The organism is Pseudomonas sp. FH1, assembly GCF_000510895.2.
Classification (GTDB): Bacteria; Pseudomonadota; Gammaproteobacteria; order Pseudomonadales; family Pseudomonadaceae; genus Aquipseudomonas; species Aquipseudomonas azotoformans_A.
The window spans coordinates 25,648-51,234 of record NZ_AOHM01000070.1 but is presented as its reverse complement, the minus strand read 5'-3'; the positions used below and the strand labels follow the sequence as shown (position 1 = coordinate 51,234).

Sequence of the window (25,587 nt, the reverse complement as noted above, 5' to 3'; positions counted from 1 at the left end):
CTAATTATATGATATTTATGGATAATTTCCAAAGTTGATGACATTGGCCTGTTCCCTACCCCGCTCGGTCAGTTCCGGGTCGAGCGCGCCGAGGTAGCGGTGCTCAGCGTTTGCCCAGGTTTCGCCGTGGCGAACAACGTAGAGGTTCATGAGGGTGCTCTCATTGAAGGGGGAAAGGGATAGTAGCAACTGTCGTGCATCGCCAGCCTCGACTTGACGCGTCCCGATGCCAGACTTTCCCTACACCTCATTCTTTATCCAATGTTCACTATGTCGCCCGAGCCGCACGCAGGAGGGCTTGTCCCTGTCGGGTTTCCATTCCCCGGTCGACCAACCTGCGTACGGCTCACCTTTTTTCAGGCTTCTTTGTGGCGGCTGTGCGCGGGGCACTTTCGAGTGCGCCGGGGTCCTGGAGTCCGGTCTTCCACACCTGCGTACAGTCGCCACCCATCATGTGGAAGTGATTGTGGCGGCTCCCTTTACTCCAGGAGCTACCGTATGAAAAAAGTCACGCCAAACCCTCCGTCATCCACCACGGGTCAAACCCCACCCGACGTAATTTTCACCGTCCGTCCCGGCCTCAGTACTGAAGTTGCCTTGAGCAACGCCAGCGAGATGCTTGAGTCGGCAACTGTCTGTGCGTACGACTGCGCTGAACATCTGGGTGGCTCGGGCCGCAAGCAAGTGCTGGCGGTAGTGCAGATGATTGAAATTGCGCAGTTGTTGGTGAATGAAGCGCTGAACCGGGAGTGTCCCGTGGCCTGATGGCTACCGCTCCCACATGGGGTCCGAGTACATCAGCGCATGTTCGTTTGCCGCTGACGCAGTCGCACCGCGACGAAGTCCAGGAATGCGCGCACTTTCAACGGCAGCGGCGCCTGCCCTTTGTGCACCAGGCTGATGGGCAAGGCGGCTGATTCGTAGGGCTGCAGCACCACCTGTAAATCGCCTTTTTGCAGCGCATCCGCCACTTGATACGACAACACGCGAATCACGCCAACGCCCAGCGTCGACGCGGTAATCGCAGCTTCCGCGGTGTTCACCGACAGCCGTGAATGCACCGGCACGGTCTGTTGCGATTTGCCACGTCCAAACACCCAGGCACCCACCGAGGCCAGCACGTCGAAGGTGATGCAGTCGTGGGCCGCCAAATCCTGCGGCGTGGCAGGTTCGCCGTGGGTTTGCAGGTAGCCGGGACTGGCACACACCACTCGCCGTACATTGCCCACGTTGACAGCCTTGAGTGAACTGTCGGGCAGGTCACCGATGCGTACGGCGACATCACATTGCTCTTCCATCAGATGCACCACGCGGTCGGTGAGCATCAGGTTGACGCTGATCTCGGGGTATTGCGCCAGAAACTGCGCCACCACCGGCACGATGTGCAAACGCCCGAATACGATGGGCGCGGTCACCGTCAGCTCGCCTTTGGGCACGGTATATTCGCCGGTTGCCGCACGCTCCGCCTCGCCAATCTCTTCCAGAATCCGCCGGCATGCCGCCAGGTAGGAAACGCCCACGTCCGTGAGCGACAGCTGCCGCGTGGTGCGGTGCAGCAGGCGCGTGTTCAGGTGGGTTTCCAGCTCTGTCACTTTGCGGCTGACGGTGGCAAGCGGCATGTCCAGCGCGCGCGCCGCCGCCGACAGGCTGCCCGCGTCCACAACCGTAACGAATACTGACATCGACTCAAGACGGTTCATAGCGCCCTATCAAATTCTGGAAGGATGATTCCCGATCCTAGGGGATTATCGACATAAAGGCGACTGCGTAAGGTTGGCCACTCTTCCCCTGCCCCCTAAGGAGCGCGCCATGAGCACAGCCGAGAGTCACCCACCGCGAGGCAAGATCATCATGATGGCGGTGATCGCCGGGGCGGTGGTCACCAACATCTATTGCACCCAGCCGGTGCTGCCGCTGATTGCTTCGGACATGGGCGTGGCGGTGTCGACGGTCAACCTGGTGGCGGGCGCGGCACTGTTAGGGTTTGCCACCGGCCTGTCCCTGTTGCTGCCGATGGGCGACCGTTTTGACCGGCGCAAACTGGTGCTGGGCCAGATCGCGTTGGCGTTCTGTTTTGCCTTGGCGGCGGCGTTTGCACCGAGCATCTGGGCGCTGATCGTCGCGTCATTCGGCTTGGGTATCGTGTGTTGCGTGCCGCAACAACTGGTGCCGTTTGCAGCGGTGATGTCCCAGCCCCATGAGCGCGGGCGCAATGTGGGCACGGTGGTCAGCGGGATCATGCTGGGGATCTTGCTCGGGCGCACCATCAGCGGCGTGGTCGGTGAGGCGTATGGCTGGCGCGCGGTGTACGGCATGGAAGCAGCCTTCATGATTCCGGTGTGGTTTATCGCGGCCAAGCTGTTACCGCCTGGGGTGCCGAGCAGCACGTTGTCCTACCCTCGCCTGCTGGCTTCACTGTGGCCGTTGATGCGCGATAACAGCCCGATCCGTCAATCGATGATGGTGCAGGCGTTGTTGTGGGCATGCTTCAACGCGTTTTGGGTGAATCTGGCCGGGTTGCTCGCCAATGGGCCATGGCAACTGGGCAGTGCCTGGGCCGGCGGCTTCGGGATTATCGGTGCGGTGGGCGCGCTCGCGGCGTCGTACGGTGGGCGCGCGGCGGACAAGGTGGGTTGCCGCAAGGTGATCGGGCCAGTGTCGGGATTGTGACCTTGGCGTTTCTGTTACTGGCCGGGGCGCAGACCTCGCTGATCTTGCTGGTTTTGGGAGTGATCGTGCTGGATATCGGGGTGCAGGCAGGGCTGGTCGCGAACCAGACCCGCGCGTTTGCGGTGGACCCGAAGGCGCAGGGTCGGATCAACAGTTTGTACATGACCGCGACCTTTGTGGGCGGGGCGATTGGGGCGACGGTGAGTGGGTGGTTGATGGCGCAGTTTGGCTGGGTGGGAATTGTGGAGTTTGGGGTGGTGTTGGGGGTGGCGGCTGGGGTGATTCATTGGCTGGGTGCGCCGCGCCCCATTCAAGAGCTTGCATAAATACCAGATCAATTGGAGATCAAAACTGTGGGAGCGGGCTTGCTCGCGAAGACGCAGTGTCAGTCACTGTATTAGCTAACTGAACCACCGCTTTCGCGAGCAAGCCCGCTCCCACATTTGGGCTCCAGTGGATGCAAAAATGCAATTCATGGGTATGAAAAAGGCGACCTGTAAAGGTCGCCTTTTATCATTGCGCGTACTGCTTGCTCAACCCCGGCGGCACGCCCTGCACATCCGTCTCTTCCCACGGCCCGTTCGGGCTGATGGAGCGGCTCCAGCCGTTGCTCCAGCGGTAATACGTGCGCTGGCGGTAGAAGGTGTCGGGCTGTTCGTCCAGCACATACACCTGCATCTTGCCGTCCCAGTGGCTCACGGCGCCCGGGGGTGGGGCGAAGGTGGCGGATTTGGTGGGCACTGGCTTCGGTGCAGGGGTCACTGGGCCGGAGGGTTTGGTGGTTGGCTGGGTCGACGGGCCCGACGGTGGAATGGTCGGGCCGGTAGGCGCGGGAGGTGGGCGGTGGACCGCACAAGCGCTCAGGCCCAATACCAGGCTAAGCAGGGTGATGCGTGCAAATGCGGTCATAGGCGTTTCCTCGATTTACTTGTCCGGACTGTCGATGGTCAGCTGCTGCAGGGCAGTCGTGGTGCTGGCCAAGGGTTGGCTGCGGCCGATCCACTCGCCAGCTGTCGGAACACCAGCCCGGGATATGCGCGCAACCAGTTGGACTTCGGGGAAGTTCGACAGTTTCAACTGCGGCATCATTGCGTCAGCATCGCCCAGTTCGACGGTGATCGGCAGTTCGGCGACGGTGACGCGTTTGGCGGCCAATGGCGCCGGTGGGCCGGAGACCGCACGGGCAAAGATGAACACGCTGTCAGTCGGCAGGGCTTTGGCCTTCACGTCGGCGCTCAGATCTACACGAACTTTCATCGCGGCTTTTTGAGGGGCGACGGTGCCGCCGTTTTCTTTCAGCTTCTCAGCTGCGCGATCAATGCCACCTTGCAACGCCGCGCGGGAGTTGTCTTCCGCTGGCAGTTGGGCCAGCAGACGGTTCCAGTAGTCAATCGCCTCCTGATAACGCTGGCCTTCAAATGCCGCAATACCGAGCAGGCCAAGGCTGGTGACTTCCTTCGGATCCAGCTTCAAGGCTTCATCGGTCAGCGCCTGAACCTTGGGCGACCACTGTTTATTCTCGGCAAAGTACTGCGCCTGGGCCCACTGGCCGAGCAGTTCCGGCTGGCGCCCGGCCAGGGCCACGGTGCGCTCGAAGACCTTTGCGGCATCGGCGGAACGGTCCTGGGCCATGTAGGCACGCCCCAGGAAATACAGGCCTTCCGGCGAATCCGGTTGGGCGGCGGCGGCACGCTCCAGGCGCTGGGTCATGTCTTCCATGGACACCGGCGGCTGGGAGAATTCGCGGGTCAGTTCAACCTTGTCGCTGGCCCCGTAATGCAGGTACAGCGCAACGCCCAGGACAGGCACCAGAAACGCCGCTAGAAATGGCAATGGCTTGCCCAGGCGCGACTCGCGGGGCTTTTCCACGCCTTCGGTGTCGGCCAGCAATTCGCGCGCAGCTTCGGCACGGCCGGTGTCGAGTTGGGCGGCGTTGAGCACACCTTCGTCCTGCTGCACTTGCAGCTCGGCCACACGTTCCTGGTAGAGCGCCACGTTCAGCGCGGTGCGATCCTCTTCACGCTGGGCGCGGCGGCCGCGCAGTACAGGGATCAGCAGGAAACTCAGGGCAATCAGAAGCAGCAAGCCGGCTGCGAGCCAGAAATCAATCATCAGTCTTGGTGTCCAGCAATTGGTCGAGGCGTTTACGCTCATCAGGGGACAGCGCGTCGGAGCCGTCAGTCGGTGCGGCGCGACGGCGGCGCACGATCACGGCCATCACGACGACGCCAGCCAACAATAACCCGGCAGGGCCGAACCAGAGCAGCGCGGTCTTGCCGGTGAGGGCCGGTTTGTAACGCACGAAATCACCGTAGCGGTCGACCATGAAGTCGATGATCTGCTGGTTGTCCTTGCCCTCCCCCAGCATGCGGAAGATCTCTTTGCGCAGGTCGGCGGCGATGGGTGCGTTGGAGTCGGCAATGTCCTGGTTCTGGCACTTGGGGCAGCGCAGTTCCTTGGTCAGTTCGCGAAAGCGTTCGCGGTCACCGTCCTTGGCGAATTCGTAGGTGTCGATGGCGGCATGGGCCACGCCGACTAGTCCAAGCGCCAGGACCGCAGCGGCTAACAGGCGCTTCATGGCTTGGCCTCATCGACCAGGGCCTGGTACTTGGCGGCCAGTTGCTCGCGCCAGACCACTTCGTCGATCACGCCGACGTACTTGTCGCGGATCACGCCCTTGGCGTCGATGAAGAAGGTTTCCGGGGCGCCGTACACGCCGAGGTTCAGGCCGAGGTTGCCGTCTTCATCGCGGATATCCAGCTGGTACGGGTTGTGGAACTCGGCCAACCACTTCAAGGCCGCCGCATTGTCGTCCTTGTAGTTGATGCCGTAGATCACCACGCCCTTCTCGGCCAGCTTGTTCAGCACCGGGTGCTCGACGCGGCAGGAAATGCACCAGGTGCCCCACACGTTGACCAGCGCCGGTTTGCCCAGCAGGTCGGCCTGGGTCAGGGTTTTGTCGCCCTGCACAGTCGGCAGCGAAAACGCCGGGAACGGCTTGCCGATCATCGCCGAAGGCAGCTCGGCCGGGTCCAGATACAACCCGCGATACAAGAACACCGCAACCACCAGAAACATCGCCAGCGGCACAACCATCAACCAACGCTTCATGCCGCCGCTCCCTGTAGGCCGAGCGCTTCACGCACCCGGCTCTTGACCTTGACCCGATAACGCCGGTCCAGCGCGGCCAGCAAACCACCGAAACCGGTGAGCAAGCCGCCGAACCAGATCCAGCGTACGAACGGTTTGACGTGCACGCGCACGGCCCAGGCGCCGTCGCCCAAGGGTTCGCCCAACGCCACATACAGGTCGCGGGTGAAACCGGCGTCGATGCCGGCTTCGGTCATCATCGAACTCTGCACGGTGTACAGGCGTTTTTCCGGGTGCAGCACGGCGATTTCCCTGCCGTTGCGCACGACACGAACGGTGCCTTTGTCTGACGTGAAGTTCGGACCTTCGAAGTGCTTGGCACCCTCGAAGATGAAGTGGTAACCGGCCAGGTCCATGGACTCACCCGGCGCCAGGCGCAGGTCGCGCTCGGCGCTGTTCTGGCTGGACAACACCACGCCCAGGGCGCACACGGCGATGCCAATGTGGGCGATCTGCATGCCCCAATAGCTGCGGGTCAGGCTGGGCAGGCCTTTGATCAGGCCTTTGTGGCGGGTCTTGTCGACGATGTCACGCACGCCGGCCAGCAATACCCAGGCGGCGAGCAGGAAGGTCGCGAGCACCGCCCAGTTGAAATCGCCGTAGGCAAACCCGGCGATCACCGCCAAGGCCACGCTGCCCAACAGCACCGGCATCAGCATGCCCGCCAGCCATTTAACCGGGGTGTCTTTCCAGCGCACCAGCACGCCGACCGCCATCACCACCATCAACAAGCCCATCAATGGAATGAACAACGCGTTGAAGTACGGCGGGCCGACGGACAGCTTGGCGCCGCTCAGGGCATCCAGCACCAAGGGGTAAAGCGTGCCGAGCAGAATCATCGACGCCGCCACCACCAACACCAGGTTGTTGCCCAGCAACAGGGTTTCCCGCGACCACAGGTTGAAGCCGACCTGGCTCTTGACCACTGGCGCGCGCAGGGCGAACAACGTCAGGGACCCGCCGACCACAAACAGCAGGAAGATCAGGATGAACACGCCGCGCTCCGGGTCGGAGGCGAACGCATGCACGGAGGTCAACACGCCGGAACGCACCAGGAAAGTGCCGAGCAGGCTTAGAGAAAATGCCGCGATGGCCAGCAACACCGTCCAGCTTTTGAACACGCCGCGTTTTTCGGTGACGGCCAGCGAGTGAATCAGCGCCGTGCCCACCAGCCAAGGCATGAAGGAGGCGTTTTCCACCGGGTCCCAGAACCACCAGCCACCCCAGCCCAGTTCGTAATAGGCCCACCACGAACCCAAGGTGATACCAATCCCCAGGAAAGCCCACGCCACGATGGTCCACGGCCGCGACCAGCGCGCCCAGGCCGCATCGAGGCGCCCACCGAGCAAGGCGGCGATGGCGAAAGCAAAGGCCACGGAGAAACCCACGTAACCCATGTAGAGCATCGGCGGGTGCACGATCAGGCCGATGTCTTGCAGCAATGGGTTGAGGTCATGCCCGTTTGTAGGAATCTGCGGCAGGATGCGGCTGAACGGGTTGGAGGTCATGATCAGGAACAGCAGGAAACCGATACTGATCATGCCCATCACCGCCAGCACCCGCGCCAGCATGACTTGCGGCAGTTGGCGCGAGAACACCGACACGGCGAAGGTCCAGCCGCCGAGAATCAGCGCCCACAGCAGCAGCGAACCTTCGTGGGCGCCCCACACGGCGCTGAATTTGTAGTACCAGGGCAAAGCGGTGTTGGAGTTATTCGCGACGTAGGCGACGGAAAAGTCGTCGGTCATGAAGGCATAGGTCAGGCAACCAAAGGCGAACAGCAAAAAGGCAAACTGGCCCCAGGCCGCCGGCTGCGCCAGGCTCATCCACAGGCGGTCGCCACGCCAGGCGCCGAGCAACGGCACCACGGCCTGGACGACGGCAAAACACAGGGCGAGGATCATCGCCAACTGGCCCAGCTCTGGAATAAACAGTGCGGACGTCATGGCTTAGCCCTCCTTGGCAGGCGTTGGCGCGGATTGGCCGCTGTCTTTCAGGGCCTTGGTGACTTCCGGCGGCATGTATTTTTCATCGTGCTTGGCCAGCACTTCATCGGCCACCACCACGCCGTCGGCGTTGAGCTTGCCCAGGGCGACGATGCCCTGGCCTTCGCGGAACAGGTCCGGGAGGATGCCGCGGTAGGTGATGGTCACGGCTTTGTTGAAGTCGGTGACCACGAACGTCACGTCCAGGGAATCACCGGAACGCTTCAGCGAGCCCTGCTCCACCATGCCGCCGGCGCGAATCCGCGTATCGACAGGGGCTTCGCCATTGGCGATCTGGGTCGGGGTGTAGAACAGGTTGATGTTCTGCTGCAGGGCACTCAAGGCCAGGGCCACGGCAATGCCAACGCCGGCCAGGATGGCAAGGATGATCAACAGACGCTTTCTACGCAGCGGATTCACTTTTCGGTCTCCCGGCGCAGACGACGCGCCTCTTGTTGCAGGTAACGCTTGCGGGCCAGGATCGGCGCGGCGACGTTGATGGCCAGCACCGCCAGGCAGATGCCGTAGGCCGTCCAGACATACAGGCCATGATGGCCCATGGCGAGAAACTCGCTGAAAGAAGCAAAACTCATGCGCGCGCTCCCAGGCTGCTTTGCACTTCGGCCTTGACCCAGCTGGCGCGGGCTTCACGCTTGAGCACTTCGAGGCGCATGCGCATCAGCAGCACAGCGCCGAAGAAGCAGTAGAAGCCCAGCACCATCAGCAGCAGCGGCGCCCACATTTCCACGGGCATTGCCGGTTTTTCGGTGAGGGTGAAGGTGGCGCCCTGGTGCAGGGTGTTCCACCACTCCACCGAGTATTTGATGATCGGGATGTTGATCACGCCGACAATCGCCAGCACCGCGCAGGCCTTGGCGGCGCTGTCACGATTGCTGATCGCGTTGCCCAGGGCAATCAGACCGAAGTACAGGAACAGCAGGATCAGCATGGACGTTAGTCGCGCATCCCACACCCACCACGAACCCCAGGTGGGTTTGCCCCAGATTGCGCCGGTGACCAGCGCCACGGCAGTCATCCACGCGCCAACGGGCGCGGCGCATTGCAGGGCCACGTCCGCGAGTTTCATTTTCCACACCAGGCCGACGATGCCGCACACGGCCAGCATCACGTAGCAGGACTGGGCCAGCATCGCGGCAGGTACGTGGATATAGATGATGCGAAAGCTGTTGCCTTGCTGGTAGTCCGGCGGCGCAAAGGCCAGGCCCCAGACCAGGCCGATGCCGATCAGCAATACGGCAGCGATGCTCAACCACGGCAGCAGCTTGCCGCTGATGCCATAGAACCATTTGGGCGAGCCGAGCTTGTGAAACCAGGTCCAGTTCATTGCTGTTTCCATCACGGTAGCTTTTCGTCGTTGCGAAAAGCTTAGGGTCTTTACTGGTTAAGACAACGCTTAACCAGACCTCATTATTCGCCGACGCTGATCTTCAGGCCGGCCGCTATAGCAAAGGGTGTCAGGGTTACCGCCAGGGCGGTCAGGCTACCAAGCCACAGGAGGTAACCGGTCGCCGGCATGCCCATGAGCGCGGCCTGTAAAGCACCGCTGCCCAGGATCAACACTGGGATATACAAAGGCAGAATCAACAGGGCCAGTAACAGGCCGCCCCGCTTCAAACCCACGGTCAACGCTGCGCCCACCGCCCCCAACAGGCTGAGCACCGGCGTGCCGAGCAACAAGGACAGGAGCAACACCGGCAGGCATTCGACGGGCAAGCCCAGCATCATCGCCAGCAGCGGCGAGAGCAAGACTAGCGCCAAGCCGGAAAAAGCCCAGTGTGCCAGTACCTTGGCCAGTACCAGAAGTGGCAGGGGGTGCGACGAAAGGACCCACTGTTCCAGGGAGCCGTCTTCGAAATCACTGCGAAACAGCCCATCCAGCGAGAGCAGGACCGATAAAAGCGCGGCCACCCACACCAGTCCTGGGGACAAGGTTTGCAACAGTTTAGTCTCGGGGCCGACTGCCAACGGGAACAACGCGATGACAATCGCGAAGAACACCAGCGGGTTGGCCAGTTCCGCCGGGCGACGGCAGAGCAAGCGCGCTTCACGGGCGACCAACAGGGCGAATACGCTCATGCCGACCACCGCCCTAGATCAAGATCGCGATAGCCAGCAGGCATGCGCGTCAGCGTGTGGTGGGTCGTGAGGATGACCAGACCGCCCTGCTCACAATGCTGGGCCAGGTGTTCTTCCAACTGGGCGACGCCTTGTTTGTCGAGGGCGGTGAAGGGCTCGTCGAGAATCCACAGCGGCGGGCCCGGCAGATACAAACGCGCCAAGGCCACGCGGCGCTGCTGGCCGGCGGACAAGGTGTGGCAGGGAACGTCTTCAAAGCCCTTGAGGCCGACGGCGGCCAGGGCCTGCCAGATCGCATCACGGGACGCGGGATGATGCAAGGCGCTGAGCCAACTGAGGTTCTCTTCGGCGGTGAGCACGTCCTTGATGCCGGCGGCGTGGCCGATCCAGATCAGGTTGCGCGCCAGTTCGGTACGTTGTTCGTTGAGGGGCTTGCCGTTGAGCCGGACTTCGCCCGCCGTCGGCTGCATCAACCCGGCCAACAGGCGCAGCAAACTGGTCTTGCCGCTGCCGTTGGGGCCGCTGACCTGCACCATGTCGCCGCCCGTCAGCCGCAGTTCGAGGTGCTCGAACAGCAGGCGCAGGTCGCGTTCACAGGAGAGCGCTACGGCTTCAAGAAGAGGGCTGGTCAAAAGATCGCGGGCCTTTACGGTTCAAGTCGGCGGTGCAGCGGCCGTTAAAGAGAAATGCACAATAACGGCTTTGGCGACCGATTTTAGAGAGCTGGATCAAATAGTTGTGAGTTTTTACCGCTCTCTTTGCAGACGGGCGGCATTATACATGTGATGCCCTACTCTAAAGAGGGCAATTTCCCCAGAGACGACGCGCGCGATGACCGGTGAGATCAACCTTCCTACGCTTCCACCCGCCCCGGCAGCCGGGCCCGGCCCTGCGCCTGCGGCCGGCGAGTTGCTGAAACTGCTGGAGCCGCAGATCGGCCTGATCGACCCTGGGAAAACCGCAAACGCCGAAGTCATCGCCCTGAAACAAGGCGGTGAAGCCTTTCAGTTGCTGCTCAAGCTGACCCTTGAAGGCGGCCGTCAGACGCTGGTGCAGGCCAGCAGCCCGCAGCCACTGCCGCTGGGCAGCAATGTGGCGGTGAGCCAGACGCCCACCGGCAACCTGACCCTCAGCCTGCAACAGGCCTTGAGCGCCAATGTCGCCGCCCTGACCCGCATCGACACGAACCAGATGCCCGTGGGCACGCTATTGCAGGCCAAGGTGCTGACCAGTCAAATGTTGCCTCAGGGCACGGCGCAACCGGCGATCTATCGCTCGCTGGTCACCGTGCTCAACAGCGCACTGACTGGCGCGACCCTGACCGTGGAAAGTCCACAGCCGTTGCGCGTCGGCAGCCTGCTCAGCACCGTGGTACAGAACGCGCAGACCTTGAGCTTTGTGCCGCTGAGCGGGCTCAAGGATCAGTTGGCCGTCACCCAACAACTGTCGACCCAGCAAAGTCGCCAAGGCTCGCTGGATGCCGTCTTCACGGCGCTGCAGAACCTGCCACGCGGCGACAGCACCTCCGCCGAGCTGCGCGGCGCTGCCGAGCGTTTACTCGCCGCCCTGCCCGACCTGGCGCAGGTCAGCAACCCCAAGGTACTGGCGCAAGTCATCCAGAACAGCGGTGCCTTTCTGGAAGCCAAGCTGCTCGCCGGGCAAAACCCCCAGGTCCCACCGCTGGACATGAAAGGCGCCCTGCTGCGCCTGGTCGCCGACTTGCTGCCGGCCCTACCCGCCAGCACCAATATGAATGCCATCCTCGCCGCCAACACCCTGGCCCAGGTGCTGCCCAACTTCGTGCGCAGCCCTTTGAACACCCTCGGCCAGGTCAGCGCCCGCCAGATACCCGCCGGCTTCCCCTTGCCCGAACGGCTGATGGCGAAACTGGAGGGCGAAGGCGACCTGGAAAACCTGCTGCGCCTGGCCGCCGGGGCGATCTCGCGGTTGCAGAGCCATCAATTGTCGAGCCTGGAACAGACCGGCACCACCGCCGACGGCCGCCTGCAAACCACCTGGCAGCTGGAAATCCCCATGCGCACGTTGCAAGACATCGTGCCATTACAGGTCAAGTTCCAGCGCGAAGAGCCGGCGCCGGACAAGGACCAGCCCGAACGCAAAGAGAAAAAGGACGCCAAGCAGATGCTCTGGCGCGTCGAACTGGCCTTCGACATGGAGCCGCTGGGGCCGCTGCAGGTGCAGGCGCAATTGAGCCAGGGCAAACTGTCCAGCCAGTTGTGGGCCTCGCGACCATTCACCGCCAGCCTGATCGAAAGCCACTTGGGCAGCTTGCGCGAACGCCTGGTGACGTCTGGCATCAATGTCGGCGACCTCGATTGCCACCTCGGCACCCCACCGCGCGGGCCGAAAACCGGACTGGAGCAACGCTGGGTGGATGAAACCGCATGAAAAACCCAACACCACCGCGCCAGGCGATTGCCCTCAAGTACGACGGCCAGCAGGCACCCACGCTGACCGCCAAGGGCGACGATGCCCTGGCGGAAGCCATCCTGAAGCTGGCGCGCGAAAACGAAGTGCCGATCTATGAAAACGCCGAGCTGGTCAAACTGCTGGCGCGGATGGAACTGGGTGACAGTATTCCAGAGGAGTTGTACCGCACAATTGCCGAGATCATTGCGTTTGCCTGGACGCTGAAGGGCAAGTTCCCGGTGGGGTACGACCCGCACGCCGCGCCGGTAGAGCGCGACGTGACCGAACGCGGGGATGACTACTGAATCAGCCGGGCCTCACACCGGCCAACACGCGGGCCGCTACCGAGGTAGCAACCGACATGCGCTGGGCGTGCTGTTTCAACGCCTGCTCGAACGTCTGCCCCTCATACCGCCGCAATGCCGCACCAAACGCACTCGCCTGCACGGGCGGAAGTGGAGCCGTGAAGGCCTCGATGAACGGCGCGTCAATCACGGTGCTGCGAACACTCTCTACCTCTGCCTGTACGGAACGGCTATCCCGGGCAGTGACCTTATCGAATAAGGCTTGATCCTTGATCACAAAATCGTTGGCACCGGGTGCGCGTTGAGCAACGAGCACATTCTGCTGACCGTTCCAGGCCGAGAGTGAATACTCCTTAAGCCTGTTCTGACTGTTCTTGACCGATTCGATACTCGGCCCACGATGCTCCAGACCCGCACTGAAAAACTGGCTCAAAACATTGAAGTCCATCACCGCCTCATCGGTGCCGCGCTTGAGAATCCGACAGCACAAGGTCGCGAGGTCCACCTGGATATCATGAAAGTGCAGCTTGGGCGCCTGGCACAAGCGTGCGATATCGGCGATTTTCTGGTTGAAATCGTTTGGCCACAGGTACAACGCATCTCGCGTCAGTGGCTGCCCCAGGCGCTTTTCCATGGGGCCCATGAACTGCTGAACCAACCCTGCGCCTTGGTCATGCACCTGCAACATGCTCGTGCCGGGCATACGGTTCTGGATCATGTTTTTGACAACATCGGTATTGAGCGCGAACTGGCCGGTGAGAAAGGTGGTTTTACCCGCTGAGGGCGCATCGCGGACTATCGAGACATCCTGCGACAAGGCAGGTGCCGGGTCTTGAAGTATGGACTGGAATTGCGCCAGGTATTTTTCTGCCACTTGTACCGTCAGGTTCTTCAGGATGTTGGCATTGAGGCTTTCCACCTCCGGCAGCCAGACATTTTTCTTGCCCAGGGCCTGAGCCAACGTCGGCATGTTTTTGTCAGCTGCGGCCGGGTCGGACCAACTCAGGCGCTCATTATCCTGCAGCCGTTGCAACTCGCCAGGGTTACGCGTCAGCGCCTGCCAGGAAGTGATGCTCGGATCGGCGATCATGCAGGCAAGCCGCTCCCGATAAGTGTTCTCGGAAAGCGGCCTGCCGATCAATTGACTCAAAACGCTACGCGCAGTGCTTGAATTGATTGACGCTGCCGTGGGCAAGCCAGGTTCGGCATGCACGGGTGCCGCCACGCCATGAACGGATGCAGCAGGTTGGATAGTCATCTTCAGTCCTCCAGTAACCGGGACTCGAAAAATTAGCCTGCCCGCCCTGCTTGGCTCATAGGACTTATCTTGACTGTGCGCCCGCCGTCGGTGAATTGTGTGTCAGCCAAATACCTCACTCAAGGGAATGAAGTTGACCCGGTCGCCGATAGCCAGCGTCGTGCCTTCCAACACCTCCACAAACCCTTCCGCCCACGCCGCACTGCGCAGCACGCCGGAGCTCTGGTTGCGGTAAATGATCGCTTTGCCTTGCTCGATGCGACCGCGCAGGTACTCGCGGCGGTTGCCCGGTTTGGGCCACTCGAACCCCACCGGCACGTCGAAACGCAGTGGCTCGACGTCCTGCACACCTTGGCGGCGCAGCAGATAAGGGCGTGCCAGCAGCGCGAACGTGACCAACGTCGACGCCGGGTTACCGGGCAGGCCGATCACCGGCACGCCACGGAAGTGGCCGAACGTCAGCGGCTTGCCCGGTTTGATCGCCAGTTTCCACAACGCCAGTTCACCCTCTTCACGCAGGGCGATCCCAAGGAAATCCGCTTCGCCCACCGACACACCGCCCGTGGACAGGATCAAGTCGACACGGCCCAAACCGCCCAGGCACGCGCGGGTTTGCTCCAGATCGTCGGGCAGGATGCCTGCGTCAATCACTTCACAGCCCATGCGCGTAAGCCATGAGCACAGCACGCGCCGGTTGCTGTTGTAGATCTGCCCCGGCCCGAGCGGCAAGCCCGGTTCGATCAACTCATCGCCGGTGGACAGAACCGCCACGCGTGGGCGGCGGATCACTGCCAGGCGATCATGGCCGAGGGACGCCGCCAGCCCCAGTTCAATCGGGCCCAGGCGCGTACCCGCCGTTAAAACAAGCTCGCCTACGGTGGTTTCCTGGCCCTGGGGGCGGATGTTCTGGTCGAGGTGCAGGGGTTCGGTGAAGCTCACGCGCCCATCGGCGTGGACCACGGTATTCTCCTGCATTTCCACGCAGTCGGCCCCTTCCGGTACTGGGGCGCCGGTGAAGATACGGGCGCAGGTACCGGCGGCCAGGGGGTGTGGCGCCTGGCCTGCGAAAATGCGTTGGCTGACCACCAGGGGTTCGCCGGTCCAGTCCGCCAACCGCACGGCATAACCATCCATGGCGCTGTTCGGCCACGGCGGCAGGTCGAGGGTGGAGATCAGGTCTTGCGCCAGTACACGACCATCGCAATCCGCCAGCAACAGGCTTTCCTGCTCACGGATCGGTGCGGCTTCGGCCATCGCTAGCAGTTGAGCCAAGGCATCCTCCACCGGCAACAGCGCGCCGGTCTTGCCGGGCTTACCCACGGGATTCACAAGGCTCGGCCTGTTTCAGGTGCGGGACGAAGTTGCACGGGCGGTGACGGTTGTCCAGTTGCTCGGCAAGGATGCCGTCCCAGCCGGTACGCACCGCATTGGTGGAGCCCGGTAGGCAGCACACCAGCGTGCCATTGGCCAAACCCGCCAAGGCGCGGGACTGCACGGTGGAGGTGCCGATGTCGGCCACGGAAATCTGGCGGAACAGTTCGCCAAAGCCGTCCACCTGTTTGTCCAGCAGGCAGCTCACCGCTTCGGGAGTGCTGTCCCGGCCGGTGAAGCCGGTGCCGCCGGTGATCAGCACGACTTGCACCACGTCTTCGGCGATCCAGTGGGCGACCTGGGCGCGGATCTTGTAGAGGTCATCCTTGAGCAGCACGCGTTCGGCCAGGTGGTGGCCGGCGGCCGTCAGTCGGTCGACAAAGACCTGGCCGGAGGTATCGGTTTCCAGGGTGCGGGTGTCGCTGACGGTCAATACAGCAATATTCAGAGGTACGAAGGGCGCATCTGCCTTGGCTTTCATGGCACGGTCCGGTTGTCGAAGGAACAGCCCGATGTTATATCACAGCCCCCCTTTTACTGCCGCTGCGGAACTGCCATGCCTATCGATTCGTCCCCACTGCCGTGTTCGGTTTTGCTGCTCTCTGGCGGGCGCGGCCAGCGCATGGGCGGCCAGGACAAAGGCCTGCTGGAGTGGCGTGGCCAGCCGTTGATTGCGCACTTGCAGCACTTGGTACGACCGCTCACCGATGACCTGATCATCTCGTGCAACCGCAACCCGCAGCATTACGCCAGCTATGCCGACCAACTGGTGACCGACGACAGCCCGGACTTTCCCGGCCCGCTCGCCGGCATTCGTGCGGGACTCGCCGCCGCACGCCATGCGCACCTGCTGATTTTGCCGTGCGATGTGCCGCATATCGACGCAGGGCTGATCCAGACGCTGCGTGAGACCGCGCAACGCAACCCGTTGCTGCCGGTGATGGTGCGCCATGGTGCGTTCTGGGAACCGTTGATCTGCATCGTTCCCACCGGCCTGCGCGATGCGGTGGACAGGGCCTGGCACGCCGGTGAGCGCAGCCCGCGCAAGCTCTTCCTACAGCTGGGCGGCGTGGGCCTGGAATGCCCGGCAGATGACCCGCGCCTGGCCAACCTTAATACGCCGGAGCTGTTACAGACGCCGTCGGGCGTGTCAGAATGAACCTCGCACCCGGAACTTTGTCGACGCTGCATGCGTCACAAGGTCAGCTATTAAAAAGTATTCTCTCGGAGACAGACTCATGACTCAACGGACCATCGCCGCTCTCATGCTTGCACTGGGCCTCGCCACCCTCGCCGGTTGCGCCTCGCCGACAGTGATCACCCTGAATGACGGTCGCGAAATCCAGGCCGTCGACACCCCTAAATTCGACAAGGACTCGGGCTTCTACGAGTTCGAACAGTTGGACGGCAAGCAGACCCGCATCAACAAAGACCAGGTTCGCACCGTCAAAGACCTGTAACTCTTAGCGTTTGCCATCAAGGCCCGCCTCGCGCGGGCCTTGTCGTTTCCGGGGGTTACCAGTCGAGGGTGATCCGGCTGCGGAAACTGCGTTCCTCCCCCGTGACCGGGTCAATAAAACGCACGCCCTGGGCCAGCAGTTTGAGGGGGTTGGCGTAATCGTCTACCGCGTCCTTGATCACGTCCGGGTAGAAGGGATCGTTGCAGATACTCGCGCCGAGGGCGCTCATGTGCACGCGCAGCTGGTGCTTCTTGCCGGTCACCGGGAATAGGCCGTAGCGCCACAGATCGCCGTTTTTCTCGCGCACCTCCACCGCCGTTTCGGTGTTGGGGACGCCATCACCTTCCTTCATGCGAAAGAACGGCTCGCCATCCACAAGTCGGCTTTTGTGCACCCTGGGAAAGGTCAGGTCCGGCAGGGCTGGGGCGATGGCTTCGTAGAATTTATCGATCTGGCGCGTGGGAAACAGTTGCTGGTAAGCCGAGCGGCTGGCCGGATTGGCCGAAAACAGCACCAGCCCCGCCGTGTGCCGGTCGATGCGGTGCAACGGCACCAGTGAGGGATTATCCAAGCGGCGAATCAGGCGGCGCAGCAGGGTTTGCTCGACGTATTCACCGGCCGGCGTCACGGGCAGGAAGTGCGGCTTGTCAGCGACCACCAGATGCTCATCGGCATACAGGATGGTTTCCTGCACCGGGATGACTTTCTCGTTAGGTACTTCGCGGAAGTAATAGATGCACAAGCCTTCCTTGTAGCCCAGGTCGACGGTGATCGGGGTGCCGTTGATATCCAGCACCCGGCCTCGCGCAATGCGGTCCAGCCAGTGTTCGCGGCTGATCGCCGGGAAGTGCTCGCACAGGCAGTCCAGCACTGTTACCCATGAACCGGGTGGCAGATACAAAGTGCTGGCTTGGTGCTGGGACGCGGAAAAAGCGGAGGTGGACATGAAATGCTCAAAGCCTGTGACAAAACCGGCGGGCATTATCCCGCATTGCGCGGGATTGAGCCTAGGGCGGATCTCAAGCCTTGGCCAACTCCGCCCGCAGGATCGGCGAAGCACTGGCGGCTTCGGTGAACTCCTTGAGCCAGCGCAGCACGTCCACTGCCTCCCAGCGGCCCGGATCGTACAACGCGTACAACAAGCCCTGGTAACCCACCACATCCAGCTGCTTGTGGTAGCCGGCGCGCTGGAACAGCGCCTCGATCTCGGCAAAACAGGTATTGAAATGCACTTTGTTAAAGGGCGTCTTGCCTTCCGTGACCAGCCCATCGAGGCGCAGCTCGTTCACCGCGTCGCGCACGACGTCGGCGGACATGCGATTGACGCTGCTTTTCAGTTGTTCGACATTCACCACGGGCGTTCCCTCAATTCAATCACTGTACAAACATACAGTAACTTAATATTTGGAAACCTGCCATCGCATAAACCTAACGAAGGAAGGCAACAACCTGTTGTGTGTCGAATGGCCAATCCAGTTCCGCCCCGGTGTCTACCCGGCGAAGCACCGGAATCCGCAGGCCGTAGGCTTCGGTCAGGTCGTCGGGGTCGGTGATGTCCACCAATTCCACCAGCAACCCGTGTTCGACGAGCGGCATGATTTCGGCTTCGGCAATCTCACACAGGTGACAACCCAGGGTGCCGAACAGCTGGCATTCAGGAAGCATGGCGAAGGGACCTGATCAGAAAACAGGCAGACATTCTAAGCCCGGTGACCGCCTGAAGCCCACTCTATAAACCCTGACCCAGGTCACCATGGCCTATAACTGTTTCAGCGATTCTCGCGGCTTTTTGCCTGCCCCCCTGCAACGGAGATGCGTGTGTTTGCCAACCTGTTGATTATCCTGGCCTCATCCCTGGTGGTGATTGCGCTGTTTCGTCGCCTGCAATTACCCCCCGTGCTGGGCTACCTGTGCGTCGGCCTGGCCGTGGGCCCCACCGCGCTGGACTGGGTGAATGACAGTGAAGAGCTACCCGACCTGGCCGAACTGGGCGTGGTGTTCCTGCTGTTTTCCCTGGGCCTGGAGTTTTCCCTGACCAGGATGCTCGCCCTGCGCCGAGTTGTATTTGGCCTGGGCAGCTTGCAGGTGTTGGGGTGCGGGGTGCTGTTGGGACTTTTGTTGATGATCCTGGGTGTGGCACCGGGTATCGCCCTGTTGTTGGGGGCAGGACTGGCACTGTCGTCCACAGCCATCGTCAGCAAGGAGCTGACCAGCCTCGGGGAGATCTTCAGCAGTCACGGCCAGAACGCGATTGGCGTGTTGCTGTTCCAGGATGTGGTCGCGGTGTTGCTGCTGACCTTGGTGCCCGTGTTTGCTGGCACTGGCGAGCAAGCCTGGTATTGGGCGCTGCCCCTGACCCTGGGCAAGACCGTGGTGCTGTTTGTCGGCCTGCTATTGGCCAGCCGCTGGTTGTTGCCGCGCCTGTTTCATGAAGTGGCCGCCTCCCATTCAGCGGAGCTGTTTGTGCTGCTGGCGTTGGTGATTGTGTTGCTGACCGCCTGGCTCACCCATCTGCTCGGGCTCTCCCCTGCGCTCGGGGCGTTCCTGGCCGGCATGCTGCTGGGCGAAAGCCATTACCGCCATCAGATCGAGGCGGATATTCGGCCGTTTCGCGACATCCTGCTGGGGCTGTTTTTCGTCAGCATCGGCATGCTGATCGATCTGCAATTGTTCGTCAGCCATAGTCTGCTGATCCTCGGGCTGACGCTTACGCTGATGCTGGTCAAAGGCTGTGTGGTCGCGGTGCTGGTCAAACTGCGCGGCAGCGACAGTGAAACCGCCTGGCGCAGCGGCCTGGCCCTGGCCCAAGGTGGCGAGTTCTGCTTTGCGTTGATGGCACAGATGCAGCAGAGCCGGCTGATCCCGGATGAGTTCAACGGTTTGCTGCTCGCGGCCACCTTTTGCTCGATGTTGCTCACGCCGCTGTTGTTGCGCGCCGCCCCCGCCATCGCCCTGCGCCTGCACCGCAAGCCCAACCAGCAGGTGCAGCTGGAAGCAATCACCGCGCTCAACGCCGAGCTGCGCGGGCACGCGGTGATCTGTGGCTATGGACGCGTCGGCCAGTCCATCGGGCGTTTTCTGCGCAACGAACAACAAACCTTCATCGCCCTGGATGACGACCCGGAACGGGTGCAGGAAGCCGCCACTGAAGACAGTAGCGTGCATTACGGCGATTGCCGGCGTGGCGCGTTGCTCAGCGCAGTCGGCCTGGAGCGTGCGCGATTGGTGGTGATTGCCGTGGACAACACCGACGTGGCGCTGGTGGTGCTCAAGGAAGCGCGTCGGATCAACGCCGACGTGCCAATCCTGGTGCGTACCCGCGACGACAGCCAGCTGGCAGAACTGAAAGCCGCAGGCGCCAGTGAAGTGGTGCCCGAGTTGCTGGAGTCGAGCCTGATGCTCGCCTCCCATGCCTTGATCCTGCTGGGCCTGCCGGACCAACAGGTTCAGGCGCGGGTCGATGAAGTGCGCCAGACCCGCTATCGCCTGCTACACGGTTTTTATCGGCCGGCAGACGAGCCGATCAATCCTGACTGACCGCGCCGATCTTGTGAATCGACAAGTCCGCGCCGTAATACTCCTGTTCCTGGCTCAAGCGCAGCCCGGTGACGCGCTTGATCACGCCATACACCAACAGGCCGCCCGCCAGCGCCACCAGCACGCCGAGGGCGGTGCCGATCAACTGGCTGATCAGGCTGACACCGCCCAGCCCGCCGAGCGCGGTCTGGCCGAAGATGCCGCAGGCGATGCCGCCCCACACGCCGCACAGACCGTGCAGGGGCCACACACCCAGTACATCGTCGATCTTCCAGCGATCCTGGGCCGCAATAAAGAACCACACAAACAAACCGCCGGCGACGACACCTGTGACCAGCGCGCCCACCGGGTGCATCAGGTCGGAGCCGGCGCAGATCGCCACCAACCCGGCCAACGGACCGTTATGCAGGAAGCCTGGGTCGTTGCGACCGATGATCAGGGCCGCCACCGTGCCGCCGACCATGGCCATCAGCGAGTTGACGGCGACCAAACCGCTGACGCCGTTCAGGGTTTGCGCGCTCATCACGTTGAAGCCGAACCAGCCCACGATCAGAATCCACGAGCCCAGCGCCAGGAACGGAATGCTCGACGGCGCAAACGCCACCAGGCGCCCTTCGCGGTAGCGCCCATTGCGCGGGCCCAGCAGCAACACCGCCGCCAGCGCCAGCCAGCCGCCCATGGCGTGCACCACCACGGAACCGGCGAAGTCATGGAAGCTGGCGCCAAAGGTCGCGAGCAACCAGGCTTGCAGGCCGAAATTGCCGTTCCACACCATGCCTTCGAAAAACGGGTAGATAAACGCCACGATCAACGCAGTCGCGCAGAGCTGTGGAGCAAACCTTGCACGCTCGGCAATGCCCCCGGAAATGATCGCCGGGATCGCCGCGGCAAAGGTCAGCAGGAAGAAAAACTTCACCAGGCCATAGCCGTGATCGGCACTGAGCACCGCCGCCGGTTGCATGAAGCTCACACCGTAGGAGATCCAATAGCCTATAAAGAAATAGGCCAGGGTGGAGATGGCGAAGTCGCTGAGGATCTTCGACAAGGCGTTGACCTGGTTCTTCTGGCGCACCGTACCGACTTCGAGGAACGCGAAGCCGGCGTGCATGGCCAGGACCATGACCGCGCCGATCAGGATAAACAGGGTATTGGAGCTGTGGACGAGCGTGTCCACTGCACTTTGCAAATTTTCCATGGAGGTTGGCAGGCCTGCAATAAAGGCAAAAAGCACCAAAGCGGTTCAAGCCAGGGTTGAGCGCACTAAATTGGCACCACCGGTCCCACCCCTCTTCAGAGGGCGTGAACCGCTTTAGCGCAGCGTTCAACACAACAAGCCGATGCCGACAGGGTTTTTCCGCGAATTTCAGTTATTTAGGGTAAGGTTTTTCAAGGCTTCCTGCCCGACCGCCCAGATTCAGCGCAAGCCCCGGGGCCTGCGCACCAAGGCAAAGCAAAAGCTGTACCACACAATTGCACTGAACCTTCACCGAAGCCGGTGACTCGAAACGTACAGATCAGCCAATCACGGAGATAACCATGGCCAGAAGAACTGCAAAGACTGCTCAAGAAATACTGATGGCGGATTTTCAAACCCTGGTCAGCGACACCGAAAAGTTGCTAGATGACACCAAGGTCCTCGCCGGCGACCAGGCTGACGAGCTGCGCAGCAAGATTCATGAAAGCCTGCTCAAGGCCCGCGAAACCCTGCAACTGACCGAAGACTCCCTGCGCGAACGCGGCCAGGCGGCGGTCACTGCGACCGAAGATTACGTGCAAGCCAACCCTTGGCAGTCGGTGGGCATTGCCGCCGGCGTGGGCTTTCTGATCGGCCTGCTGGCCACAAGGCGCTAACCATGTCTATCGGCGAAACGGGCTCGTCCACGGGCACTACCTCAAGACGTCTGGGCGCGGCCGTGCTGGGCTTGCTGCACAGCCACGTCGAATTGTTTGGCATCGAGTTGCAGGAACAGAAAGCCCGCACCGTCAGCCTGCTGCTGTTTGCAGGCCTGGCACTGGTGTTCGCGCTGCTGTTGCTGGTGGGGTTGTCGACCCTGGTGATGATCCTAGTGTGGGACACGGGCTACCGTCTGACGGGGATCATCTGTCTCTGCGTGTTCTACACGCTGGCCGCAGCCTTCTGCGGGGTGCGCTTGAAAGCGGCGGTATTCGATGAATCCACGCCCTTCCACGCCACCCTCGAAGAGCTGGCCAATGACCGGGAGCGCCTGCTGCCATGAGCATCACTGAAATCCCGCAAACCACCTCCCGCCGGGAAATGCGCAAGGCGTTGATCCGTCTGCGCATGGAAATGCACCGTCAGGAGATCCGCCACGAGTCCCAGCAACTAATGTTGCCCCTGAACAAGGTGCGCAATATGGGCAGCAACTGGCAGGACAGCCTGGGCATCAAGCACGCGCCGCTGTGGGGCGTGGCCGCGGTGACGCTGATGGGTTTCTTTACCGGCAAAGGTGCCAAGGGCGGCGGCATTGGCAGCTTGACGCGCCTGGTGCGCCTCGGTGCCGGCTTGATCCCGTTGATCAAACTGGCCATGCAGGGCTCTTCGCGTAAAAGTTGAGCCTGGCTGGCTGCATTCTTGCTAACAGAATCGGCCCGGCCCTCGTTTTCGAGGGCCGGGCCTTTTTTCGCCAATGTTTCTAAGGAGGCCCCGTGATCGACGGGCAACCGCTCGCCTGCTTCCAGCCGTTTATCGATACCGCCACCGGCCGCATTGCCGGCGTCGAAGCCCTGGGCCGCCTGCGCCAGGCTGACGGCCGCTTGCAGTCCGTGGGCCCGCTGTTCGCTGACCCGCGCACGCCGGGCGTGACCTTGCGCCGACTCGACCGGCAGATTCGCGACAACGCGCTGAGCCGCTTGCACGAAGCGCCCGAAGACTGGTTCCTGAGCCTGAACATCTCGCCACGCTGGATCAATCGCCTGCGACCGGGCCAGGCCCTGCCGAGCCTGAAACAGATCCACCACCATGGCGTCGACCCTCAGCGCATCGTGTTCGAGATCACCGAACTGGGTGGCGATATCCGACGCCTGGCCGACGTGGTGGCGCGCTATCGCGAAGCCGGTGCGCGCATTGCCATCGACGACTTTGGCGCCGGTTACTCCCAGCTCGACCGAGTGCTGGCGTTGCAACCGGATATCCTCAAGCTGGACATGCGCCTGTTCCAGGAGGCCGCCCGTGGTGGACCGAGCAGCGAAGTGGTGCGGGCCCTGGCGCAGATGGCCGAGAAGACCGGCTGCTGGATCATTGCCGAAGGCGTGGAAACCGAGGCGCAGTTGAGCTTCGCCCTGGAGTGCGGCTCGCGCTATGTGCAGGGCTATCTGTTTGCCCAGGCGCAGTTGGACTGGTTCGCCGCCGACGCCTTCGTGCCGCGTTTCGCCCAGTTGCGCACGGTGTACGTCCAGCAAAAGCTGGCAGAACGCGGCCGCGTCATGCAACTGCGCCAGCAGTTGGCCGAATTGATGAAGATCCTGCAAACCTGGGCCCAGGCCCAGGCACCGTTGAGCAAACTGCCGCAACTGCCGGCGTTTCCCTGGCTGCTGCGCTTCTACCAGTGCGACCGGCACGGCACCCAACTCACACCGAACTTTGAGTGGCGCCAGGATGCCTGGCAGTCCGACAGCCGTTACCTGGGCCACAACTGGTCATGGCGCCCGTACTTCTATCACCTGTTGGCCGAGGGCTGGGAGGAGCGGCGCCTGACACTGTCCTCGACCTACCGCGACGCCACCACCAATCAGTATTGCCTCACGGCCGGACAATTCTTCGATAACGGTCAGCGCTTGCTGTTAATCGATATCGACGCGGCCGGGCTGTAGATTTTCGCTTGCCCAGGCCGCGCTGAACCGGGAAGCTGGGAGGGTCATTCACCGCACGGAGAGTACCCGCCTTGGATTGGCCCACCCTGTTGACCCGCGAACGTCTTGGCAAACCGCTGCACAGCCCGGAAGAACTGGGGCGTAGCCCGTTTCACAAAGACCATGACCGTATTATCTTCTCCGGCGCATTTCGTCGCCTGGGCCGCAAGACCCAAGTGCACCCGGTCTCGAGCAACGACCATATTCACACGCGTCTGACCCATTCCCTGGAAGTGAGCTGCGTGGGTCGCTCCCTCGGCATGCGCGTCGGCGAAACCTTGCGCAGCGCCCTGCCCGACTGGTGCGACCCAAGCGACCTGGGCATGGTGGTGCAGTCGGCCTGCCTGGCCCATGACATCGGCAACCCACCGTTCGGGCACTCCGGCGAAGACGCCATCCGCCACTGGTTCCAACAAGCCGCAGGACGTGGCTGGCTGGACGACATGAGCAGCGCCGAGCGCAATGACTTCCTGAATTTCGAAGGCAACGCCCAAGGCTTTCGGGTGCTGACCCAGCTTGAGTACCACCAGTTCGACGGTGGCACCCGGCTGACCTACGCCACCCTGGGCACCTACCTGAAATACCCCTGGACTGCCCGCCACGCCGACTCCCTGGGCTACAAGAAACACAAGTTCGGCTGCTACCAGAGCGAACTGCCGATCCTCGAACAGATCGCCCACAGGCTCGGCCTGCCACAACTCGAAGAACAGCGCTGGGCCCGGCACCCGCTGGTGTACCTGATGGAGGCGGCGGATGACATTTGCTACGCCCTGATCGACCTGGAAGATGGCCTGGAAATGGAGTTGCTCGAATACGCCGAAGTCGAGTCGCTGCTGCTCAACCTGGTGGGCGATGACCTGCCCCAGACCTATCGCCAACTGGGCGCCCAGGACTCGCGCCGACGCAAGCTGGCGATCCTGCGCGGCAAGGCCATCGAGCATCTGACCAACGCAGCGGCACAGGCCTTCGTCGAGCAACAGGACGCCCTGCTCGCCGGCACCCTTCCCGGCGACTTGGTGGAACACATGCACGGCCCGGCCAAGCGTTGCGTGCTGGATGCCAAGGACATGGCGCGCAAGAAGATCTTCCAGGACAAGCGCAAGACCCTGCATGAGATCGGCGCCTACACCACCCTGGAAATTCTCTTGAATGCGTTCTGCGGTGCGGCACTGGAGCAGCATGGCGGGCGTACGCCGTCGTTCAAGAACCGGCGCATTCTCGATCTGCTGGGCAACAATGCGCCAAACCCTGAATGGCCGCTGCACGCGTCGTTCCTGCGCATGATTGACTTTATTGCGGGGATGACCGACAGCTATGCCACCGAGATGGCCCGGGAAATGACCGGACGTTCCAGCCCTCAGTAACGACCACGATCATGCCGCCTGTTTCTTGAAAGGAATCGACCTACGACGGGAACAGAGCGGCCTGATCGAATTCGCACAACCACTCGATGA

The 25,587-nt window shown here is 62.2% G+C and carries 32 protein-coding genes; 13 read left to right on the top strand and 19 right to left on the bottom strand.

Annotated features, from left to right (window positions below; all coding sequences use genetic code 11):
- Nucleotides 1-15 precede the first annotated feature (15 nt).
- Entirely contained in the window at nucleotides 16-150 is a 135-nt protein-coding gene (locus H096_RS33465; RefSeq protein ID WP_241495526.1) for a phosphoglycerate mutase family protein, read from the bottom strand.
- 348 nt (nucleotides 151-498) lie between these two features.
- Here H096_RS33465 and H096_RS21805 point away from each other — a divergent pair, with 348 nt between their 5' ends.
- Nucleotides 499-765, top strand: a complete 267-nt coding sequence (locus tag H096_RS21805; protein WP_033901409.1) for a DUF6124 family protein — start codon at nucleotides 499-501, stop codon at nucleotides 763-765.
- 32 nt (nucleotides 766-797) lie between these two features.
- On the opposite strand, the gene H096_RS21800 is transcribed toward H096_RS21805, so the two are convergent.
- Nucleotides 798-1,682 (bottom strand): LysR family transcriptional regulator, encoded by an 885-nt coding sequence (locus H096_RS21800; protein WP_033901414.1) that lies wholly within the window; start codon nucleotides 1,680-1,682, stop codon nucleotides 798-800.
- Between the two features lie 127 nt (nucleotides 1,683-1,809).
- Between H096_RS21800 and H096_RS21795 the strand changes: the two genes are divergently transcribed.
- Nucleotides 1,810-2,670, top strand: a complete 861-nt coding sequence (locus tag H096_RS21795; RefSeq protein WP_241495525.1) for an MFS transporter — start codon at nucleotides 1,810-1,812, stop codon at nucleotides 2,668-2,670.
- A gap of 2 nt (nucleotides 2,671-2,672) precedes the next feature.
- Nucleotides 2,673-2,996, top strand: a complete 324-nt coding sequence (locus H096_RS34580) for an MFS transporter (protein WP_241495524.1) — start codon at nucleotides 2,673-2,675, stop codon at nucleotides 2,994-2,996.
- 187 nt (nucleotides 2,997-3,183) lie between these two features.
- Here the strand turns inward: H096_RS34580 and H096_RS21790 are convergent, their stop codons facing one another.
- The 10 genes from H096_RS21790 to ccmA form a co-directional block, all read right to left on the bottom strand.
- Entirely contained in the window at nucleotides 3,184-3,579 is a 396-nt protein-coding gene (locus H096_RS21790) for a lipoprotein (protein ID WP_033901408.1), read from the bottom strand.
- 15 nt (nucleotides 3,580-3,594) lie between these two features.
- On the bottom strand, nucleotides 3,595-4,782 hold the full coding sequence (gene ccmI / locus H096_RS21785) for a c-type cytochrome biogenesis protein CcmI (RefSeq protein WP_033901407.1): 1,188 nt from the start codon (nucleotides 4,780-4,782) through the stop codon (nucleotides 3,595-3,597).
- Nucleotides 4,775-5,248, bottom strand: a complete 474-nt coding sequence (locus H096_RS21780; protein WP_017136200.1) for a cytochrome c-type biogenesis protein — start codon at nucleotides 5,246-5,248, stop codon at nucleotides 4,775-4,777. The genes ccmI and H096_RS21780 overlap by 8 nt, the downstream gene beginning before the upstream one ends.
- Nucleotides 5,245-5,781, bottom strand: coding sequence for a DsbE family thiol:disulfide interchange protein (locus H096_RS21775; RefSeq protein ID WP_016978490.1), 537 nt, complete (start codon nucleotides 5,779-5,781; stop codon nucleotides 5,245-5,247). Before H096_RS21775 ends, H096_RS21780 begins: the two co-directional genes overlap by 4 nt.
- The gene (locus tag H096_RS21770) at nucleotides 5,778-7,766 is read right to left on the bottom strand and encodes a heme lyase CcmF/NrfE family subunit (protein ID WP_033901406.1); all 1,989 of its coding nucleotides are present in this window, start codon (nucleotides 7,764-7,766) and stop codon (nucleotides 5,778-5,780) included. The genes H096_RS21775 and H096_RS21770 overlap by 4 nt, the downstream gene beginning before the upstream one ends.
- Nucleotides 7,767-7,769: 3 nt before the next feature.
- Nucleotides 7,770-8,225, bottom strand: a complete 456-nt coding sequence (gene ccmE, locus H096_RS21765; RefSeq protein WP_028615684.1) for a cytochrome c maturation protein CcmE — start codon at nucleotides 8,223-8,225, stop codon at nucleotides 7,770-7,772.
- Nucleotides 8,222-8,398, bottom strand: a complete 177-nt coding sequence (ccmD, locus tag H096_RS21760; protein WP_016978487.1) for a heme exporter protein CcmD — start codon at nucleotides 8,396-8,398, stop codon at nucleotides 8,222-8,224. The genes ccmE and ccmD overlap by 4 nt, the downstream gene beginning before the upstream one ends.
- The gene (locus tag H096_RS21755) at nucleotides 8,395-9,150 is read right to left on the bottom strand and encodes a heme ABC transporter permease (protein WP_033901405.1); all 756 of its coding nucleotides are present in this window, start codon (nucleotides 9,148-9,150) and stop codon (nucleotides 8,395-8,397) included. The genes ccmD and H096_RS21755 overlap by 4 nt, the downstream gene beginning before the upstream one ends.
- A gap of 83 nt (nucleotides 9,151-9,233) precedes the next feature.
- Complete coding sequence (ccmB, locus tag H096_RS21750) at nucleotides 9,234-9,902, bottom strand: heme exporter protein CcmB (protein ID WP_003189951.1); 669 nt, start codon at nucleotides 9,900-9,902, stop codon at nucleotides 9,234-9,236.
- Entirely contained in the window at nucleotides 9,899-10,534 is a 636-nt protein-coding gene (ccmA, locus tag H096_RS21745; RefSeq protein ID WP_033901404.1) for a cytochrome c biogenesis heme-transporting ATPase CcmA, read from the bottom strand. Before ccmA ends, ccmB begins: the two co-directional genes overlap by 4 nt.
- A 199-nt stretch (nucleotides 10,535-10,733) precedes the next feature.
- On the opposite strand from ccmA, the gene H096_RS21740 reads away from it, so the two are divergent.
- Nucleotides 10,734-12,311 carry a flagellar hook-length control protein FliK gene (locus H096_RS21740; protein ID WP_033901403.1) on the top strand — a complete coding sequence of 526 codons (1,578 nt, stop codon included), beginning with the start codon at nucleotides 10,734-10,736 and terminating at the stop codon, nucleotides 12,309-12,311.
- Nucleotides 12,308-12,637 (top strand): EscU/YscU/HrcU family type III secretion system export apparatus switch protein, encoded by a 330-nt coding sequence (locus tag H096_RS21735; RefSeq protein WP_033901402.1) that lies wholly within the window; start codon nucleotides 12,308-12,310, stop codon nucleotides 12,635-12,637. The genes H096_RS21740 and H096_RS21735 overlap by 4 nt, the downstream gene beginning before the upstream one ends.
- 1 nt (nucleotide 12,638) lies before the next feature.
- Here the strand turns inward: H096_RS21735 and H096_RS21730 are convergent, their stop codons facing one another.
- The 3 genes from H096_RS21730 to moaB all read right to left on the bottom strand — a co-directional run bounded on the left by H096_RS21730 (nucleotide 12,639) and on the right by moaB (nucleotide 15,747).
- Nucleotides 12,639-13,895, bottom strand: coding sequence for a hypothetical protein (locus H096_RS21730; protein ID WP_156717510.1), 1,257 nt, complete (start codon nucleotides 13,893-13,895; stop codon nucleotides 12,639-12,641).
- A 102-nt stretch (nucleotides 13,896-13,997) separates the two neighbouring features.
- On the bottom strand, nucleotides 13,998-15,224 hold the full coding sequence (glp, locus tag H096_RS21725) for a gephyrin-like molybdotransferase Glp (protein WP_033901400.1): 1,227 nt from the start codon (nucleotides 15,222-15,224) through the stop codon (nucleotides 13,998-14,000).
- Nucleotides 15,208-15,747 carry a molybdenum cofactor biosynthesis protein B gene (gene moaB / locus H096_RS21720; protein WP_032892684.1) on the bottom strand — a complete coding sequence of 180 codons (540 nt, stop codon included), beginning with the start codon at nucleotides 15,745-15,747 and terminating at the stop codon, nucleotides 15,208-15,210. Before moaB ends, glp begins: the two co-directional genes overlap by 17 nt.
- 75 nt (nucleotides 15,748-15,822) lie before the next feature.
- On the opposite strand from moaB, the gene mobA reads away from it, so the two are divergent.
- Together mobA and H096_RS21710 are read left to right on the top strand one after the other, a co-directional pair.
- On the top strand, nucleotides 15,823-16,425 hold the full coding sequence (mobA, locus tag H096_RS21715; protein WP_033901399.1) for a molybdenum cofactor guanylyltransferase MobA: 603 nt from the start codon (nucleotides 15,823-15,825) through the stop codon (nucleotides 16,423-16,425).
- 79 nt (nucleotides 16,426-16,504) lie between these two features.
- Nucleotides 16,505-16,726 (top strand): YgdI/YgdR family lipoprotein, encoded by a 222-nt coding sequence (locus tag H096_RS21710; RefSeq protein ID WP_016978480.1) that lies wholly within the window; start codon nucleotides 16,505-16,507, stop codon nucleotides 16,724-16,726.
- 55 nt (nucleotides 16,727-16,781) lie between these two features.
- Here the strand turns inward: H096_RS21710 and H096_RS21705 are convergent, their stop codons facing one another.
- The 3 genes from H096_RS21705 to H096_RS21695 form a co-directional block, all read right to left on the bottom strand.
- The gene (locus tag H096_RS21705; protein WP_033901413.1) at nucleotides 16,782-17,672 is read right to left on the bottom strand and encodes a pseudouridine synthase; all 891 of its coding nucleotides are present in this window, start codon (nucleotides 17,670-17,672) and stop codon (nucleotides 16,782-16,784) included.
- Between the two features lie 73 nt (nucleotides 17,673-17,745).
- The gene (locus H096_RS21700) at nucleotides 17,746-18,081 is read right to left on the bottom strand and encodes a hypothetical protein (protein WP_010565034.1); all 336 of its coding nucleotides are present in this window, start codon (nucleotides 18,079-18,081) and stop codon (nucleotides 17,746-17,748) included.
- A gap of 73 nt (nucleotides 18,082-18,154) precedes the next feature.
- Nucleotides 18,155-18,391, bottom strand: coding sequence for a glutaredoxin family protein (locus H096_RS21695; RefSeq protein WP_033901398.1), 237 nt, complete (start codon nucleotides 18,389-18,391; stop codon nucleotides 18,155-18,157).
- A gap of 147 nt (nucleotides 18,392-18,538) precedes the next feature.
- Between H096_RS21695 and H096_RS21690 the strand changes: the two genes are divergently transcribed.
- Complete coding sequence (locus H096_RS21690) at nucleotides 18,539-20,263, top strand: monovalent cation:proton antiporter-2 (CPA2) family protein (protein WP_082461714.1); 1,725 nt, start codon at nucleotides 18,539-18,541, stop codon at nucleotides 20,261-20,263.
- Here H096_RS21690 and H096_RS21685 read toward each other — a convergent pair.
- Nucleotides 20,250-21,458, bottom strand: a complete 1,209-nt coding sequence (locus tag H096_RS21685; RefSeq protein WP_033901411.1) for an ammonium transporter — start codon at nucleotides 21,456-21,458, stop codon at nucleotides 20,250-20,252. The genes H096_RS21690 and H096_RS21685 overlap by 14 nt on opposite strands.
- 341 nt (nucleotides 21,459-21,799) lie before the next feature.
- Here H096_RS21685 and H096_RS21680 point away from each other — a divergent pair, with 341 nt between their 5' ends.
- The 5 genes from H096_RS21680 (at nucleotide 21,800) to H096_RS21660 (ending at nucleotide 25,497) form a co-directional block, all read left to right on the top strand.
- Complete coding sequence (locus H096_RS21680) at nucleotides 21,800-22,114, top strand: YqjD family protein (protein WP_010211812.1); 315 nt, start codon at nucleotides 21,800-21,802, stop codon at nucleotides 22,112-22,114.
- 2 nt (nucleotides 22,115-22,116) lie between these two features.
- Nucleotides 22,117-22,500, top strand: a complete 384-nt coding sequence (locus H096_RS21675) for a phage holin family protein (RefSeq protein ID WP_033901397.1) — start codon at nucleotides 22,117-22,119, stop codon at nucleotides 22,498-22,500.
- Nucleotides 22,497-22,838: a hypothetical protein gene (locus tag H096_RS21670; protein WP_033901396.1), complete on the top strand. Its 342-nt coding sequence runs from the start codon at nucleotides 22,497-22,499 to the stop codon at nucleotides 22,836-22,838. Before H096_RS21675 ends, H096_RS21670 begins: the two co-directional genes overlap by 4 nt.
- A gap of 92 nt (nucleotides 22,839-22,930) precedes the next feature.
- Nucleotides 22,931-24,094 carry an EAL domain-containing protein gene (locus tag H096_RS21665; RefSeq protein WP_033901395.1) on the top strand — a complete coding sequence of 388 codons (1,164 nt, stop codon included), beginning with the start codon at nucleotides 22,931-22,933 and terminating at the stop codon, nucleotides 24,092-24,094.
- Between the two features lie 71 nt (nucleotides 24,095-24,165).
- On the top strand, nucleotides 24,166-25,497 hold the full coding sequence (locus tag H096_RS21660; RefSeq protein ID WP_033901394.1) for a deoxyguanosinetriphosphate triphosphohydrolase: 1,332 nt from the start codon (nucleotides 24,166-24,168) through the stop codon (nucleotides 25,495-25,497).
- Nucleotides 25,498-25,587 lie beyond the last annotated feature (90 nt).

What these genes read in the sequence shown, in the direction of transcription:
- H096_RS33465 (WP_241495526.1), bottom strand. Translation starts at nt 150, where the DNA reads ATGAACCTCTACGTTGTTCGCCACGGCGAAACCTGGGCAAACGCTGAG.
- H096_RS21805 (WP_033901409.1), top strand. Translation starts at nt 499, where the DNA reads ATGAAAAAAGTCACGCCAAACCCTCCGTCATCCACCACGGGTCAAACC.
- H096_RS21800 (WP_033901414.1), bottom strand. Translation starts at nt 1,682, where the DNA reads ATGTCAGTATTCGTTACGGTTGTGGACGCGGGCAGCCTGTCGGCGGCG.
- H096_RS21795 (WP_241495525.1), top strand. Translation starts at nt 1,810, where the DNA reads ATGAGCACAGCCGAGAGTCACCCACCGCGAGGCAAGATCATCATGATG.
- H096_RS21790 (WP_033901408.1), bottom strand. Translation starts at nt 3,579, where the DNA reads ATGACCGCATTTGCACGCATCACCCTGCTTAGCCTGGTATTGGGCCTG.
- ccmI (WP_033901407.1), bottom strand. Translation starts at nt 4,782, where the DNA reads ATGATTGATTTCTGGCTCGCAGCCGGCTTGCTGCTTCTGATTGCCCTG.
- H096_RS21780 (WP_017136200.1), bottom strand. Translation starts at nt 5,248, where the DNA reads ATGAAGCGCCTGTTAGCCGCTGCGGTCCTGGCGCTTGGACTAGTCGGC.
- H096_RS21775 (WP_016978490.1), bottom strand. Translation starts at nt 5,781, where the DNA reads ATGAAGCGTTGGTTGATGGTTGTGCCGCTGGCGATGTTTCTGGTGGTT.
- H096_RS21770 (WP_033901406.1), bottom strand. Translation starts at nt 7,766, where the DNA reads ATGACGTCCGCACTGTTTATTCCAGAGCTGGGCCAGTTGGCGATGATC.
- ccmD (WP_016978487.1), bottom strand. Translation starts at nt 8,398, where the DNA reads ATGAGTTTTGCTTCTTTCAGCGAGTTTCTCGCCATGGGCCATCATGGC.
- H096_RS21755 (WP_033901405.1), bottom strand. Translation starts at nt 9,150, where the DNA reads ATGAACTGGACCTGGTTTCACAAGCTCGGCTCGCCCAAATGGTTCTAT.
- ccmB (WP_003189951.1), bottom strand. Translation starts at nt 9,902, where the DNA reads ATGAGCGTATTCGCCCTGTTGGTCGCCCGTGAAGCGCGCTTGCTCTGC.
- H096_RS21740 (WP_033901403.1), top strand. Translation starts at nt 10,734, where the DNA reads ATGACCGGTGAGATCAACCTTCCTACGCTTCCACCCGCCCCGGCAGCC.
- H096_RS21735 (WP_033901402.1), top strand. Translation starts at nt 12,308, where the DNA reads ATGAAAAACCCAACACCACCGCGCCAGGCGATTGCCCTCAAGTACGAC.
- H096_RS21730 (WP_156717510.1), bottom strand. Translation starts at nt 13,895, where the DNA reads ATGACTATCCAACCTGCTGCATCCGTTCATGGCGTGGCGGCACCCGTG.
- moaB (WP_032892684.1), bottom strand. Translation starts at nt 15,747, where the DNA reads ATGAAAGCCAAGGCAGATGCGCCCTTCGTACCTCTGAATATTGCTGTA.
- mobA (WP_033901399.1), top strand. Translation starts at nt 15,823, where the DNA reads ATGCCTATCGATTCGTCCCCACTGCCGTGTTCGGTTTTGCTGCTCTCT.
- H096_RS21710 (WP_016978480.1), top strand. Translation starts at nt 16,505, where the DNA reads ATGACTCAACGGACCATCGCCGCTCTCATGCTTGCACTGGGCCTCGCC.
- H096_RS21705 (WP_033901413.1), bottom strand. Translation starts at nt 17,672, where the DNA reads ATGTCCACCTCCGCTTTTTCCGCGTCCCAGCACCAAGCCAGCACTTTG.
- H096_RS21695 (WP_033901398.1), bottom strand. Translation starts at nt 18,391, where the DNA reads ATGCTTCCTGAATGCCAGCTGTTCGGCACCCTGGGTTGTCACCTGTGT.
- H096_RS21690 (WP_082461714.1), top strand. Translation starts at nt 18,539, where the DNA reads ATGCGTGTGTTTGCCAACCTGTTGATTATCCTGGCCTCATCCCTGGTG.
- H096_RS21685 (WP_033901411.1), bottom strand. Translation starts at nt 21,458, where the DNA reads ATGGAAAATTTGCAAAGTGCAGTGGACACGCTCGTCCACAGCTCCAAT.
- H096_RS21680 (WP_010211812.1), top strand. Translation starts at nt 21,800, where the DNA reads ATGGCCAGAAGAACTGCAAAGACTGCTCAAGAAATACTGATGGCGGAT.
- H096_RS21675 (WP_033901397.1), top strand. Translation starts at nt 22,117, where the DNA reads ATGTCTATCGGCGAAACGGGCTCGTCCACGGGCACTACCTCAAGACGT.
- H096_RS21670 (WP_033901396.1), top strand. Translation starts at nt 22,497, where the DNA reads ATGAGCATCACTGAAATCCCGCAAACCACCTCCCGCCGGGAAATGCGC.